The sequence below is a fragment of the Pseudomonas sp. KH_046_1 genome, assembly GCF_057839025.1.
Window position 1 is genome coordinate 1445566 of the sequence record NZ_CM174481.1, and the last position, 12123, is coordinate 1457688.

Annotated in this window: 15 protein-coding genes; 11 read left to right on the top strand and 4 right to left on the bottom strand. The window is 59.3% G+C overall.

Annotation, left to right across the window (positions count from 1 at the left end; translation table 11 throughout):
* Nucleotides 1–58: 58 nt before the first annotated feature.
* Nucleotides 59–2350: a beta-glucosidase BglX gene (gene bglX, locus AC3IT9_RS06480; protein WP_489272439.1), complete on the bottom strand. Its 2292-nt coding sequence runs from the start codon at nucleotides 2348–2350 to the stop codon at nucleotides 59–61.
* A 263-nt stretch (nucleotides 2351–2613) separates the two neighbouring features.
* Between bglX and AC3IT9_RS06485 the strand changes: the two genes are divergently transcribed.
* The 5 genes from AC3IT9_RS06485 (at nucleotide 2614) to AC3IT9_RS06505 (ending at nucleotide 5435) form a co-directional block, all read left to right on the top strand.
* Entirely contained in the window at nucleotides 2614–3219 is a 606-nt protein-coding gene (locus tag AC3IT9_RS06485; protein WP_150754120.1) for a LemA family protein, read from the top strand.
* A 37-nt stretch (nucleotides 3220–3256) separates the two neighbouring features.
* Nucleotides 3257–4012: a TPM domain-containing protein gene (locus AC3IT9_RS06490; protein ID WP_150754119.1), complete on the top strand. Its 756-nt coding sequence runs from the start codon at nucleotides 3257–3259 to the stop codon at nucleotides 4010–4012.
* A 28-nt stretch (nucleotides 4013–4040) separates the two neighbouring features.
* On the top strand, nucleotides 4041–4658 hold the full coding sequence (locus AC3IT9_RS06495; protein ID WP_150727578.1) for a TPM domain-containing protein: 618 nt from the start codon (nucleotides 4041–4043) through the stop codon (nucleotides 4656–4658).
* 131 nt (nucleotides 4659–4789) lie between these two features.
* Entirely contained in the window at nucleotides 4790–5092 is a 303-nt protein-coding gene (locus AC3IT9_RS06500; RefSeq protein ID WP_150727577.1) for a helix-turn-helix transcriptional regulator, read from the top strand.
* On the top strand, nucleotides 5079–5435 hold the full coding sequence (locus AC3IT9_RS06505) for a putative holin (RefSeq protein WP_150727576.1): 357 nt from the start codon (nucleotides 5079–5081) through the stop codon (nucleotides 5433–5435). The genes AC3IT9_RS06500 and AC3IT9_RS06505 overlap by 14 nt, the downstream gene beginning before the upstream one ends.
* 114 nt (nucleotides 5436–5549) lie before the next feature.
* Here AC3IT9_RS06505 and AC3IT9_RS06510 read toward each other — a convergent pair whose 3' ends face one another.
* Nucleotides 5550–5975 carry a helix-turn-helix domain-containing protein gene (locus tag AC3IT9_RS06510; RefSeq protein WP_489272441.1) on the bottom strand — a complete coding sequence of 142 codons (426 nt, stop codon included), beginning with the start codon at nucleotides 5973–5975 and terminating at the stop codon, nucleotides 5550–5552.
* Between the two features lie 301 nt (nucleotides 5976–6276).
* Between AC3IT9_RS06510 and AC3IT9_RS06515 the strand changes: the two genes are divergently transcribed.
* From AC3IT9_RS06515 to AC3IT9_RS06525, 3 genes are all read left to right on the top strand, one after another.
* Nucleotides 6277–6555: an Ogr/Delta-like zinc finger protein gene (locus AC3IT9_RS06515; RefSeq protein ID WP_150727575.1), complete on the top strand. Its 279-nt coding sequence runs from the start codon at nucleotides 6277–6279 to the stop codon at nucleotides 6553–6555.
* A gap of 2 nt (nucleotides 6556–6557) precedes the next feature.
* Nucleotides 6558–6920, top strand: coding sequence for a hypothetical protein (locus AC3IT9_RS06520; RefSeq protein WP_150727574.1), 363 nt, complete (start codon nucleotides 6558–6560; stop codon nucleotides 6918–6920).
* A 132-nt stretch (nucleotides 6921–7052) separates the two neighbouring features.
* Nucleotides 7053–8270: a class I SAM-dependent methyltransferase gene (locus AC3IT9_RS06525; protein WP_489272443.1), complete on the top strand. Its 1218-nt coding sequence runs from the start codon at nucleotides 7053–7055 to the stop codon at nucleotides 8268–8270.
* A 49-nt stretch (nucleotides 8271–8319) separates the two neighbouring features.
* Here the strand turns inward: AC3IT9_RS06525 and AC3IT9_RS06530 are convergent, their stop codons facing one another.
* Nucleotides 8320–9237: a DMT family transporter gene (locus tag AC3IT9_RS06530; RefSeq protein WP_353742252.1), complete on the bottom strand. Its 918-nt coding sequence runs from the start codon at nucleotides 9235–9237 to the stop codon at nucleotides 8320–8322.
* 270 nt (nucleotides 9238–9507) lie between these two features.
* On the opposite strand from AC3IT9_RS06530, the gene AC3IT9_RS06535 reads away from it, so the two are divergent.
* From AC3IT9_RS06535 to AC3IT9_RS06545, 3 genes are all read left to right on the top strand, one after another.
* Nucleotides 9508–10089 (top strand): DJ-1/PfpI family protein, encoded by a 582-nt coding sequence (locus AC3IT9_RS06535; RefSeq protein ID WP_489272445.1) that lies wholly within the window; start codon nucleotides 9508–9510, stop codon nucleotides 10087–10089.
* A 14-nt stretch (nucleotides 10090–10103) separates the two neighbouring features.
* Nucleotides 10104–10409: a ribbon-helix-helix domain-containing protein gene (locus AC3IT9_RS06540; RefSeq protein ID WP_008051823.1), complete on the top strand. Its 306-nt coding sequence runs from the start codon at nucleotides 10104–10106 to the stop codon at nucleotides 10407–10409.
* A gap of 178 nt (nucleotides 10410–10587) precedes the next feature.
* Nucleotides 10588–10932, top strand: coding sequence for a YegP family protein (locus tag AC3IT9_RS06545; RefSeq protein WP_489272446.1), 345 nt, complete (start codon nucleotides 10588–10590; stop codon nucleotides 10930–10932).
* A 131-nt stretch (nucleotides 10933–11063) separates the two neighbouring features.
* On the opposite strand, the gene AC3IT9_RS06550 is transcribed toward AC3IT9_RS06545, so the two are convergent.
* On the bottom strand, nucleotides 11064–12083 hold the full coding sequence (locus tag AC3IT9_RS06550) for a DUF4917 family protein (RefSeq protein WP_489272448.1): 1020 nt from the start codon (nucleotides 12081–12083) through the stop codon (nucleotides 11064–11066).
* Nucleotides 12084–12123: the final 40 nt, after the last annotated feature.

The window sequence follows — 12123 nt, forward strand, 5'->3', positions numbered from 1 at the left end:
GACACTCCGTCTTCGCGAGCAAGCCCGCTCCCACATTTGTATTGCGTTGTTGCCGGGATTACAGCAACTCAAAACTCTGCTGCGTCACGTCCTCTGAATCCAGGCCGATCTGCACGTTGAACTTGCCCGGCTCCGCCGCGTACTTGAGCTGGGTGTTGTAGAACTTCAGGTCGTCCTCAGTGATGGTGAAGTGCACGACTTTCTGCTCGCCAGCCTTGACCATTACTTTCTGGAAGTTCTTCAGTTCCTTGATCGGGCGGATCATCGAGCCTGCCACGTCCTGGATGTACAACTGCACCACGGTTTCGCCGTCGCGCTTGCCGGTGTTTTTCACCGTGACGCTGGCGTCGAGCTTGCCGGTCTTGTTCAGTGTGGTCGACGACAGGGCCATGTCGCTCAGGCTGAACTCGGTGTAGCTCAGGCCATAGCCGAACGGGTACAGGGGACCTGTAGTGTCATCGAAGTACTGCGAGGTGTAGTTGCCCGGCTTGCCCGGAGTGAACGGCCGGCCAATGGTCAGGTGGTTGTAGTAGGTCGGAATCTGGCCTACCGAGCGCGGGATGCTGATCGGCAGTTTGCCCGACGGGTTGTAGTCGCCGAACAGCACGTCGGCGATGGCGTTGCCGCCCTCGGTGCCGGTGAACCAGGTTTCCAGGATCGCGTCAGCCTGTTCCTTCTCTTCGAGGATCGTCAGTGGACGGCCGTTCATCAACACCAGTACCAGCGGTTTGCCGGTGGCTTTCAGGGCACGGATCAGCTCGCGCTGGTTTTCCGGGATGTTCAGGTCGGTGCGGCTCGACGATTCGTGGGACATGCCACGGGACTCGCCGACGGCGGCAACCACCACATCAGCATCCTTGGCCGCTTTCACCGCTTCGTCGATCAGCACGTTCGCCGGGCGCGGGTCATCCACCACTTCCGGGGCGTCGAAGTTGAGGAAGTTCAGGTAGCCGAGGATGTTCTTGTCGCTGGTGATGTTGGCGCCACGGGCGTAGATCAGTGTCGATTTGTCGCCCAGGGCGTTGGTCATGCCGTCGAACAGGGTTACCGATTGCGCCGGCTTACCGGCGGCGGCCCAGCTGCCCATCATGTCGATGGGTGCCTTGGCCAGCGGACCGACCAGGGCGATTTTCGCGGTTTTCTTCAGTGGCAGAGTGTCATTCTGGTTTTTCAGCAGCACCTGGCTGCGACGCGCCACATCACGGGCCTCGGCGCGGTGCAGGCGGCTGTCGGCGTAGGGTTCGACCGGATCATCCTCGGCCTTGCCGATGCGCAAGTACGGGTCCTTGAACAGACCCATGTCGTACTTGGCGCCCAGTACCGCACGCACGGCGTTGTCGATATCGCTCTGCTGGATCTCGCCGGCCTTCAGCAGCCCTGGCAGCTCTTTGCCGTACAGGGTGTCGTTCATGCTCATGTGGATGCCGGCCTTGATCGCCAGCTTCGCCGCTTCGCGACCGTCGGCGGCGACGCCGTGCTTGATCAACTCGAAAATCGCCCCGTGGTCGCTGACCGCCAGGCCCTTGAAGCCCCACTCCTTGCGCAGCAGGTCGTTCATCAGCCAGGTGTTGGCGGTGGCCGGCACGCCGTTGATCGAGTTCAGCGCGACCATGACCCCGCCAGCGCCGGCATCGATGGCGGCGCGGTACGGTGGCAGGTAGTCCTGGTACATCTTGATCGGGCTCATGTCGACCACGTTGTAGTCGCGGCCACCTTCGACCGCGCCGTACAGGGCGAAGTGCTTGACGCTGGCCATGATGCTGTCGGCTGCGTTCGCCCCCGTGCCCTGGAACGCCTTGACCATCACGCCGGCAATGCGCGACACCAGGTAGGTGTCTTCGCCGAAGCCTTCGGAGGTGCGGCCCCAGCGCGGGTCGCGGGAGATGTCGACCATCGGCGCGAAGGTGATGTCGAGGCTGTCAGCCGCGGCTTCCTTGGCGGCAATGCGCCCGGACAGGCCGATGGCGTCCATGTCCCAGCTCGAGGCCAGGGCCAGCGGGATCGGGAAAATGGTGCGGTGGCCGTGGATCACGTCGTAGGCGAAGAACATCGGGATCTTCAGGCGGCTGCGCATGGCCGCGTCCTGCATCGGCCGGTTTTCCGGGCGGGTGATCGAGTTGAACGTACCGCCGATGTTGCCTGCCGCGATTTCCTTGCGGATCATTTCGCGCGGCATTTCCGGGCCGATGCTGATCAGGCGCAGCTGGCCGATTTTTTCATCGAGGGTCATTTGCTTCATCAGGTTGCTGACAAAGGCTTCCTTGTTCTCCAGGGGTGCGGGCGTCGTGGCGGCCAAAACGTTATGACTGGCCAGGCTGACGAACAGGCCCAGCAAACACAGCTTCTTCATGAATAGTTTTCTCAAGGGCCCAAACGGCGATGCACACGCCGGCCAGCCAAAATTTAGGGAGCGTCTATTGTTGTTCGGGTGCCGGCTCAAAAGACCAGAGCCAAAAAACCACAGCCAGATGGCGGATGCGTTTTCGCGCAGGGCCTCTTTTTAGCCCATCGGCCCGTTGCAATCCAGAGGCGCGGGCGATTATGCCCCAAGAGCCGGCTCAGTAGGTTTCACGGTCGGTTTTTTCATGAAATGTACAAGGGAGCGTCAGCCTGATGAATGTAAGTCCAACCTACCGTTCGCGCCTGCAGGTCGCCACGCTGCTGGTGCTGGCCACTTTGCTGACCGCCTGCGGCATCAACAACATCCCCACCCTCGATGAACAGGCCAAAGCCGCCTGGGGCCAGGTGCAGAACCAGTATCAGCGGCGCGCCGACCTGATTCCCAACCTGGTGGAAACCGTCAAGGGCTATGCGGCCCACGAGAAGGAAACCCTGACCGCCGTCATCGAGGCCCGGGCCAAGGCCACGTCGATCCAGGTGGATGCCTCGACCCTCGACAACCCGGAAAAGCTCAAGCAGTACCAACAGGCCCAGGACCAGCTCAGCGGCGCCTTGAGCCGATTGATGGTGGTCTCCGAGCGGTATCCGGACCTGAAGGCCAACCAGAACTTTCTCGCCTTGCAGTCGCAACTGGAAGGCACCGAGAACCGCATCAGCGTGGCCCGGCGCGATTTCATCCTCGCGGTGCAGAAGTACAACACCGAGATCCGCACGTTCCCCGGTCGCCTGTGGCACACCGTGATGTACAGCGACCTGCCGGTGCGCGAGACCTTCGAAGCCACACCGGGGTCGGAAAAGGCCCCCGAGGTCAAATTCTGAACAGCGTTAATCGGCGTCACCACGCAAGAGGTTGCCAATGCGCGTCCTGAAAACAGGCCTGTTGCTGTTGTTGTGGGTGGTGGCGATCACGGCCCGGGCCGAGCTGAGCTTCCCGGCGCTGACCGGGCGGGTGGTCGACAACGCGCAGATGATCGAGCCATCGGTGCGCCAGCAGCTCACCCAACAACTTCAGGCCCATGAGCAAGCCACCGGCGAGCAGCTTGTGGTCGTGACTTTGCCGGATTTGCAAGGCACCGACATCGCCGACTTCGGTTACCAACTCGGCCGCCACTGGGGCATCGGGCAGAAGGACAAGAACAACGGCGCCTTGCTGATCATCGCCCGGGACGAGCGCCGGTTGCGTATCGAAGTCGGTTACGGCCTGGAGGATCGCCTGACCGATGCCCAGAGTTCGGTGATCATCAACCAGGTCATCACCCCGGCGTTCAAGACCGGCAATTTCAGTAAAGGCATCAGTGACGGCGTGGCAGCAATGCTGGTGGTGCTGGGCGGCAATCCCTTGGACGAACCCTCCACGGCGTATGAATCCAGAGGTGATCCGGGGGACGATTTCATCGCGCGACATCCCGGTTTGTTCGTGTTTTTGGTGATGTTGTTCATCCTGACTGTTTTTGTGTCCCAGATGCTCGGTATCCTTCCCGCCGGCCGGGGCGGCTCCGGTGGATCCGGGGGCGGCTTTGGCGGTGGTGGGTTTGGCGGCGGCGGTGGAGGGGGAGGCTTCAGCGGCGGCGGGGGCAGTTTCGGCGGGGGCGGTTCGTCCGGCGGCTGGTGATAATAAAAATGAGCAGGCACTTCACGACATGGCATTACTGACTGAACACGAACAACGCAAAGTGGCCGAGGCCATTGCCCGGGTCGAGCGCGAGACCGACGCAGAACTGGTGACCGTACTCGCGGCCCGTGCCGACGACTATGCGTACATCCCGTTGCTGTGGGCCAGTCTGCTGGCGCTGCTGGTACCGGGCATCGTGCATTACTTCACCGGTTGGCTGACCCTGCACAGCCTGCTGCTGGTGCAATGGGCCATCTTCATCGTGCTGTGCCTGGTGTTCCGTCTGCCGAAAGTCACCACCCATCTGATCCCGCGCTCGGTGCGCCACTGGCGTGCCTCGAACCTGGCGCGCCGGCAGTTTCTGGAACAGAACCTGCACCACACCGAGGGCAGCACCGGCGTGCTGATTTTCGTTTCCGAAGCTGAGCGTTACGTGGAGATCCTGGTGGATGAAGGGATTTCCAGTCGCCTGGACAACAAGAACTGGGACGCGATCGTCGCCACGTTCACTCAGCAGGTAAAGCAGGGGCAGACGCTGCAAGGGTTTGTCAGCTGCGTCGAAGCCTGTGGCGAGCTGCTCAAGGTGCATGTGCCGGTGACCCATGTGCGCAATGAATTGCCGAACCGGTTGGTGGTGCTCGGCTAAGACTTTTCATCGCGTTATGTAGCGCGCGCCGCTACAACTCCCGTTAATTGTCCGGGTTCGGCCTTGCCATCAGTATTTCTCTCTAATCAGTGGACGCCCAGCGACGGGCGTTCCCGCGAAGAGGGATTCTTATGTCAACCCAACAATCGAATGACTCTTTGGCACGGGTAGTTCCTGACGGAGAGGGAAGTACGCCAACGGCGAAGCTGACGGCGAAAGAAACTCAAATCCTGATGTGGTGTTTCAAGGGCAAGACTTCCTGGGAAATCGCCAGGATCGAGAATTGCGCGGAATCTACCGTCAATTTTCACTTCGCCAATATTCGCCGAAAGTTCGCTGTCAGTTCGCGCAGTTCCGCCTTGCTCAAGGCCATCGAGTCGGGAGCGATCATCGTGGACTCGGTCGTTGCGCGAGGTGCGCATGAGCCTGACTGATTCGACCTACAACGGTATCAGTGGGCTCATGTTGGGAATGGGGATTGCAACGCTGCCAGTCGTTGATGGCGAGGCACTGTTCGGTGCAATGCTCGGAGCGTGGCTGGTCACGACCACTCGCACTGACTTCAAGGCCTGGCAGCGCATTGGTTCCTGGTTGCTGTCTGCAGGTGTCGGTTACCTCTTTACACCTGTCGCACATCCGCTGGCGCCTTTTCTGACAGGAGGTGTGACAGCCTTTCTTTGCGCACTGGTCGTTATTCCTATCAGCATCAAGCTCATGCAATGGATCGATAGCGCCGGTATTGGCGAAATCATTCGACACCTGAGAGGGCGAAAATGATGGTTCGTCAAAGGCTTGCCCTGGTGTGGGTACAGGCTGGCGTGTTATCAGCGCATTTATACCTGTTGCCCGTGGCACGTCTTGAAGCAATGAAACTTCTGATGACATATGTCATCAAGTTTCAGTTGAGGTTTTAAGTGTTGCAAGAATAGAGGCCATTTCGGAAAGTCTGAGTTCCATATCACGCAGTCGTTGCTTTTCCTCGAGTGCGTTTTGTATGGCGCAGCGATCAGCTTCGTCGAGCAACCGCCAGAGCGCGAGAATGGTGTCTTCCCGTGTTGTGCTTGCCTGATCAGCCTCCGAAGAATCAGTAACTGTTTGTCTCAGGACCGGCCCTTCACCCAGCAGCAACCAGTCAAGGGAGATTCCCCGCGTTTGTGCGATTTCTACGCATAATGAGTATGGCGTGCTATCGCGGCCTCTCCAGCTACTAAGTGTCTGCGGGCTGATCTGTAGCGCGGAAGATAAAGAAGCATCGGTTTTTGTGCCAGTAACTTGCTTTAGTCGAGCCAAAACGGCTTGTGATTTTTTGCTACGCAATTTGAGCCTCTTCCTTTTGACATATGCTTTTTGAGTGCCTAATTTATGCGTAATGAGTACTTTTTTTCATAATAAGTAATCAATCATCAAAGATGAGTCAGAAGAATACGATGTCGAAACTTCTTAATGGTATCAGGGTGATTTCCTACGAGCATGGCTCGAACCCATTACGCGTCTGCCCGATGCACTTCCTTATGTCTGGCAGACACTATCCGCAAGTCCGCAGCGCCACGATGAACGTCTCAAGTAGTATTGCGTTTGATCAGGTTGATTGCCACCCAATGACCCTCGGGAATCAAGCATGAGTACTTATAAAATGGTGTGCCCGCACTGCTTGAGCAGGATGCGCATCCGCACCAGCGAAGGCCGGCATATTTTCCTGCGGGTGGCGTATCTGCAATGCACGTCGGAAGCTTGCGGCTGGTCCGTTCGTGCCGAATTTGAAATGACCCATGAACTTTCGCCCAGTGGCATGCCCAATCCGGCCGTGCGCCTGCCTTGCGCCGGGCCCGATTTGCGTCGTGCCGCCCGGCCCGTTGCAGTCAGTCCTGCCACGACAGAAGTGCCGCAGGAGACGTGAGCATGAAGATTACCGATGAAAATGCAGGTCTGAATGAGGAGCTATTGGCGATAGCCCAGGCGTTTCTGGGGCGTCATGAAAGTGAAGGGGGGATCGATGATCAGATCCTGTTTTGTCGAGCGGTGAAGCATCTGCAGAATATGGATGTGCCGATGCACCTGGCGGAAAGGCTGGTCAGCCGTGCCTATGGCGTACTCAAGTCGTGCAACGACCGGCGGCGCCTGGACATCGATGCCAGTTCCGAAACGGTCGCCGTGGTGACTGATCCTGCCAATGGCCTGACCTGGGCAGTGCCAGTGGGGCTGATCGTCAAACACATCATTAACTCACCGAATAACCGCAGGCTTCGCCTGGTGGAACCCTGAGGTTTCAACGCTTGTATTGAGGTCCTGGGCTGCATGACTGGGACCTGCCGCAAAATAACCCCGTGCCCAAAGTCCTCGTCCCCCTTAAAATACCGGCATTCTCCGATTTGCATCGCCTGAGGCCGTTTTTCCATGTCCGTCACCGCCACTCCCGCCAGCCTCGCGCCGGATCATCACGCTCAGTTCATCGACCTGCTGCAAACCAGCCTCGAGCACAATGCGTTCATCAAACTGGTGCTGGCCAAGTACGTGGGCGATGAAACGGACCTGCAGCGAATCATCATCAAACCGGTGACGGTCAAGGCGCAGCCTTGCCTGTCTTTTGTCTACCGCTACAAGACCCGCGATATCACCAAGAACCTGCCGCTGGCCGACGGCGTGGCGAGTATTGCCGGGCTGCTGCCGGCGTCGTTCAAAAATGCGCATTTGTTGTCGTTGACTGACGAAGCCCAGCTCGAATACAGCAAAAAAGGCAAGTCATCACTGTTCAAGAGCCAACCTCAGCAATTGCGCGAAGTGCCATCGGCCGAGCACAACCGTGAGAAAAACCGTTTTCTTGACCTGAGCCGGCCGTTTCTCGCCGACCTCGGTGTGACAAACAGCAAGCACGAGCTGATCCCGGCGATGTCGCGCAAGTGGAAGCAGATCAACAAGTTCATCGAAGTGTTCAGCCATGCGCTGACGTCGTCACCCCTGGCGCTGGACAAGCCGGTGCGGGTGGCGGACTTCGGTTCGGGCAAGGGCTACCTGACCTTCGCCATCCACGATTACCTGCGCAACACCTTGAAGGCCGAAGGCGAAGTGACCGGTGTCGAGCTGCGTGAAGACATGGTCACCCTGTGCAACACCGCGGCTGCCAGGCTTGAACACCCCGGCCTGGTGTTCAAGTGCGGTGACGTGCGCAGCGTGGCGCCGAGCGAGCTGGACGTGATGATCGCCCTGCATGCCTGCGACATCGCCACCGACTATGCGATCCACACCGGCATCCGTTCCGGCGCGGCGATCATCATGTGCTCGCCGTGCTGCCACAAACAGATCCGCCTGCAGATCCAGAGCCCGGCGCTGCTCAAGCCGATGCTGCAATACGGCTTGCACCTGGGCCAGCAGGCGGAGATGGTCACCGACAGTCTGCGCGCGCTGTTCCTCGAGGCCTGCGGCTACGAGACCAAGGTGTTCGAGTTCATCTCGCTGGACCACACCAACAAGAACAAGATGATCCTGGCGGTCAAACGCGCCGAGCCGGTGGACCCGGCCCAGTTGCTGGCGAAGATTCAGGAGCTGAAGGACTTCTATCACATCAGCGAACATTGTCTGGAAACGTTGCTGCGCGCTGACGGTTATTTGAGCTGACCCTCTGTGGGAGCGAGCTTGCTCGCGATTGCGGACCGACATTCAACACCTATGTTGGATGTGACGACCCCTTTGCGAGCAGGCTCGCTCCCACACTTGGTTTGATCGCTGTCTTGCGTCCGAGCATCACCGTCACGATCACCCCGCCAGCAAACAGCCAGGTAATCGGCTCCACATGTTCACCGAAGAACAGCGCCGAGAAGGCGATGGTGAAGAAGATCTGCAGCAACTGGATCTGACTGACCCGGGCAATGCCGCCCATGGCCAGCCCGGCGTACCAGGCGAAGAAGCCGATGAACTGTGAAAATAGCGAGACATAACCGAAGGCCCACCAGGTCTTGGCGGAAATCTCGCCCTGATGCTGCAGCGCCAGATACACCACCGGGCCGATCAGCAGCGGCGTCGACAGCACCAGCGCCCAGCAGATCACCTGCCAGCCGCCCATCTCCCTGGCCAGTCGGCCTCCCTCGGCGTAGCCCAATCCGCCCACTGCAATGGCGCCAAGCATCAGCAAGTCACCGGCCTGGATACTGCCGGCACCGCTGATCAGTGCATAACCGAGCACCAACGCACTGCCCAATGCGGCGCAGGCCCAGAAGGCTTTCGAAGGCCGCTCATGGGACAACCACGCGGCGTACAGCGCCACGCACAGCGGCTGCAAACCGTTGACCAGCGCACCGTGGGATGCCGGCAAGGTTTGCATGGCCCAGGCCGACAATACCGGGAAACCGAGGATCACCCCGGCCATCACCAGCGTCAGGCCTTTGACCTGCTTCCAGGTCGGCCATTTTTCCCGGCGCCACAACAGCAGCAACGCCGCCGGAACAGCCGCAAACAGTGCCCGGCCCAGGCCATTGAGCAGCGGGTGCAGTTCCTGCACGACGATCCGCGTGAAGGGCAGGGTGAGGCTGAAGATCACAACGCCGAGCAGGCCCAGGGCCATGCCGGTGTTTTCGCGCGAAGACATGATGGCAACCGGAATATTGGGAAATGGGGTAGGGCTTCATATAGCCATAAACCGTGGGTTGTCCGCTGTTACAGCTAGGCACAGACTTATCCGTACAGTTTGCGGGCCTCTTCGCGAGCAGGCTCGCTCCCACAGGGATTGTGTCGTCCTTGTGGGAGCGAGCCTGCTCGCGAAGAACGATTACACGGTAGTAGCTGGTTATTACCCACACCTGCGCAATGGGACTACCTTGAATACTCCTGCAAGCCCACTTCCAGAGGAGTCCTCCCCATGGCTGCGAAAAAAATTCTGATGCTGGTCGGTGATTACGTCGAAGACTATGAAGTGATGGTGCCGTTCCATGCGCTGCTGATGGTCGGCCACACGGTGCACGCCGTTTGCCCGGACAAAGCCGCCGGCCAGACCGTGCGCACGGCGATCCATGACTTTGAAGGCGACCAGACCTACAGTGAAAAACCCGGTCACCTGTTTGCCCTGAACTTCGATTTCGCCAAGGTCGACGCCGCCGATTATGACGCCGTGCTGATTCCGGGCGGCCGTGCGCCGGAGTACCTGCGCCTGAACGAAAAGGTCCTGGAGCTGGTGCGCGCATTCGACAAGGCCGGCAAGCCGATCGCTGCCGTGTGCCATGGCGCGCAGTTGCTGGCGGCCGCGGGTGTTCTCGAAGGTCGCGAATGCAGCGCTTATCCGGCCTGTGCTCCGGAAGTGCGACTGGCGGGCGGTACGTATATCGATATTCCGGTGACGGACGGCCATGTTCAGGGCAATCTGGCCACGGCGCCGGCCTGGCCTGCGCACCCGAACTGGCTGGCCGGTTTCCTGGGGTTGCTGGGCACCAAAATCACGCTGTAACGAAGGATAGGTCCATGTGCGAGCTGTACGTCAAAGCCGACCCGATTCTCTACGAATCGCGCTCCCGCTCGCTGCGCATCTGCGGGGTGGTCACCACCCTGCGGCTGGAGAATCAATTCTGGGACATCCTCAGTGAAATCGCCGAAGTCGATGGCATGACCACCAATCAGTTGATCGCCAAGCTGTATGAAGAGGTGATGGACTATCGCGGCGAGGTGGTCAATTTCGCGTCATTCCTGCGGGTGAGTTGTACGCGGTACCTGAGCCAGCGGCGGACGTCGGCGCCGGAATTGTCGGTGGTGCGGGCAGTGGTGAAGTAGTCAAAACTGCGTCTACCCCTTCGTCGGAACGCCGCCCGGAGCAAGCCCGCTCCCACAGGGATTACGCTGAACCTGTGGGAGCGGGCTTGCCCGCGATGGGGCCGGTACAGGCGACAGAAACACCAGGCTGGTCTTTACTGTGAAGCGCACAACCTCTCAATCGCCAAGGAGAAAGAGCATGTCCGGATGGTATGAAGTGAGCAAAAGCAGCAATGGCCAGTTCAGGTTTGTCCTCAAGGCGGCCAACGCCGAGACCATTCTGACCAGCGAGCTGTACACCACCCACGCCGCCGCCGACAAAGGCATCGCCTCGGTCCAGGCCAACAGCCCGCTGGATGAGCGTTACGAGAAGAAAACCACCAAGGATGGCCACCCGTATTTCAACCTCAAGGCAGGCAACCACGAGATCATCGGCAGCAGCGAGGCCTATTCCTCTGATGCCGCCATGGAGAAAGGCATTGCCAGCGTGAAGGCCAACGGTTCGTCCACGGTGGTCAAGGACAAGACGTTGCCGGTGCTTTGAGTACAGCTTTCAAAGCCAACACAAATCCCTGTGGGAGCAAGCTCGCTCCCACATTCGACCGCATTTTATCTGAAGGAACTCGGTCACCTGTGGGAGCGGGCTTGCTCGCGAAAGCGTCAGATCGGCCAGTACTAAACTTCGACTGGAACAGATAACTTCGTGCCACCCAACGCATGGCTCTTGGAGTCAAAAAAACGCAACTCAACCCCCGTCCCCTCAAACACCTTCGCGTAATGCCGCTTCTGGTGCTGGATGAACGCCTTGCTGCGCGGGTAAATCGAGATCGCCAGCACCTGCGGTTTCGCCAGGCGCAAGGCATGGATGATGTGGCTGTCCTGCTCCCCCAACGCATGGCCGAAGATGCACAGCGCCTGGCCGTGACCGAGTAATTGCTCGTAGCAGAACGACAGATAGTCCGAACTGCGAATGGTCTTGAGCTTGTCTGCACTCGGCCCTTCGTTGACGAACAGCGGCACGTCGTCGAGGGTCTTGATCGTGTTGTTGATGGCGAAATTGCCCAGCAACGTGCCCTCGGTCGACATCAGCTTGCGCGCTGTACCGTCCTGGTTGCGTACCAGATGCAGACCGCCGTGCAGGTACAGCAAACGGGTTTTATCGGTGGCCGTGTCGCTCAGGTCGAAACCGGGCTCGGTGCCCAGGAACAGATCGGTGATCGCCTCAGGCTGGTGTTGCACTGCCCAATAGTTGAGCAAGTCGTAATTGGTGGTGAACACCGTGCGGTAACTGGCCAGTTCCTGATTGATGGTAACCAGTGTCGAGGGCACCACCAGCCGCCACGGAATATGCACCGCATGCACCGTGTTGATCAGCGCTTCCTTGATCGCGTAGTAGCGATTGCGCGGGGCAGCGGAGCTGACAGCCAGGGCCTTGTTGACCCGGCTGGTGGTTTTCAAGGCGCTCAGTACCTGCTCGAAACTGCGGGTCTGCATCGCATCGAACACACTCAGCTCGGACGGGCTCAGGGGTTTTTCTTCAACGGTACGGGCGTTGTCGAACAGTGACTCGTAGCCGAAATCGTCCCACACCGCGCGACTGGCACCGTTGCCCACCAGCAAACCACTGAACGAAGTGGTGCTGCGCAAGGCGTTCCAGTCTTCAAGTTGAGCATCGACATCCTGGAAATCGGTCATTGCGGTCTTCGTCTCACGGCAAAAGGTCTGTGGGCGGCGA

What these genes read in the sequence shown, in the direction of transcription:
- AC3IT9_RS06535 (WP_489272445.1), top strand. Translation starts at nt 9,508, where the DNA reads ATGGCTGCGAAAAAAATTCTGATGCTGGTCGGTGATTACGTCGAAGAC.
- AC3IT9_RS06495 (WP_150727578.1), top strand. Translation starts at nt 4,041, where the DNA reads ATGGCATTACTGACTGAACACGAACAACGCAAAGTGGCCGAGGCCATT.
- AC3IT9_RS06505 (WP_150727576.1), top strand. Translation starts at nt 5,079, where the DNA reads ATGAGCCTGACTGATTCGACCTACAACGGTATCAGTGGGCTCATGTTG.
- AC3IT9_RS06520 (WP_150727574.1), top strand. Translation starts at nt 6,558, where the DNA reads ATGAAGATTACCGATGAAAATGCAGGTCTGAATGAGGAGCTATTGGCG.
- bglX (WP_489272439.1), bottom strand. Translation starts at nt 2,350, where the DNA reads ATGAAGAAGCTGTGTTTGCTGGGCCTGTTCGTCAGCCTGGCCAGTCAT.
- AC3IT9_RS06515 (WP_150727575.1), top strand. Translation starts at nt 6,277, where the DNA reads ATGAGTACTTATAAAATGGTGTGCCCGCACTGCTTGAGCAGGATGCGC.
- AC3IT9_RS06500 (WP_150727577.1), top strand. Translation starts at nt 4,790, where the DNA reads ATGTCAACCCAACAATCGAATGACTCTTTGGCACGGGTAGTTCCTGAC.
- AC3IT9_RS06525 (WP_489272443.1), top strand. Translation starts at nt 7,053, where the DNA reads ATGTCCGTCACCGCCACTCCCGCCAGCCTCGCGCCGGATCATCACGCT.
- AC3IT9_RS06540 (WP_008051823.1), top strand. Translation starts at nt 10,104, where the DNA reads ATGTGCGAGCTGTACGTCAAAGCCGACCCGATTCTCTACGAATCGCGC.
- AC3IT9_RS06490 (WP_150754119.1), top strand. Translation starts at nt 3,257, where the DNA reads ATGCGCGTCCTGAAAACAGGCCTGTTGCTGTTGTTGTGGGTGGTGGCG.
- AC3IT9_RS06545 (WP_489272446.1), top strand. Translation starts at nt 10,588, where the DNA reads ATGTCCGGATGGTATGAAGTGAGCAAAAGCAGCAATGGCCAGTTCAGG.
- AC3IT9_RS06550 (WP_489272448.1), bottom strand. Translation starts at nt 12,083, where the DNA reads ATGACCGATTTCCAGGATGTCGATGCTCAACTTGAAGACTGGAACGCC.
- AC3IT9_RS06485 (WP_150754120.1), top strand. Translation starts at nt 2,614, where the DNA reads ATGAATGTAAGTCCAACCTACCGTTCGCGCCTGCAGGTCGCCACGCTG.
- AC3IT9_RS06530 (WP_353742252.1), bottom strand. Translation starts at nt 9,237, where the DNA reads ATGTCTTCGCGCGAAAACACCGGCATGGCCCTGGGCCTGCTCGGCGTT.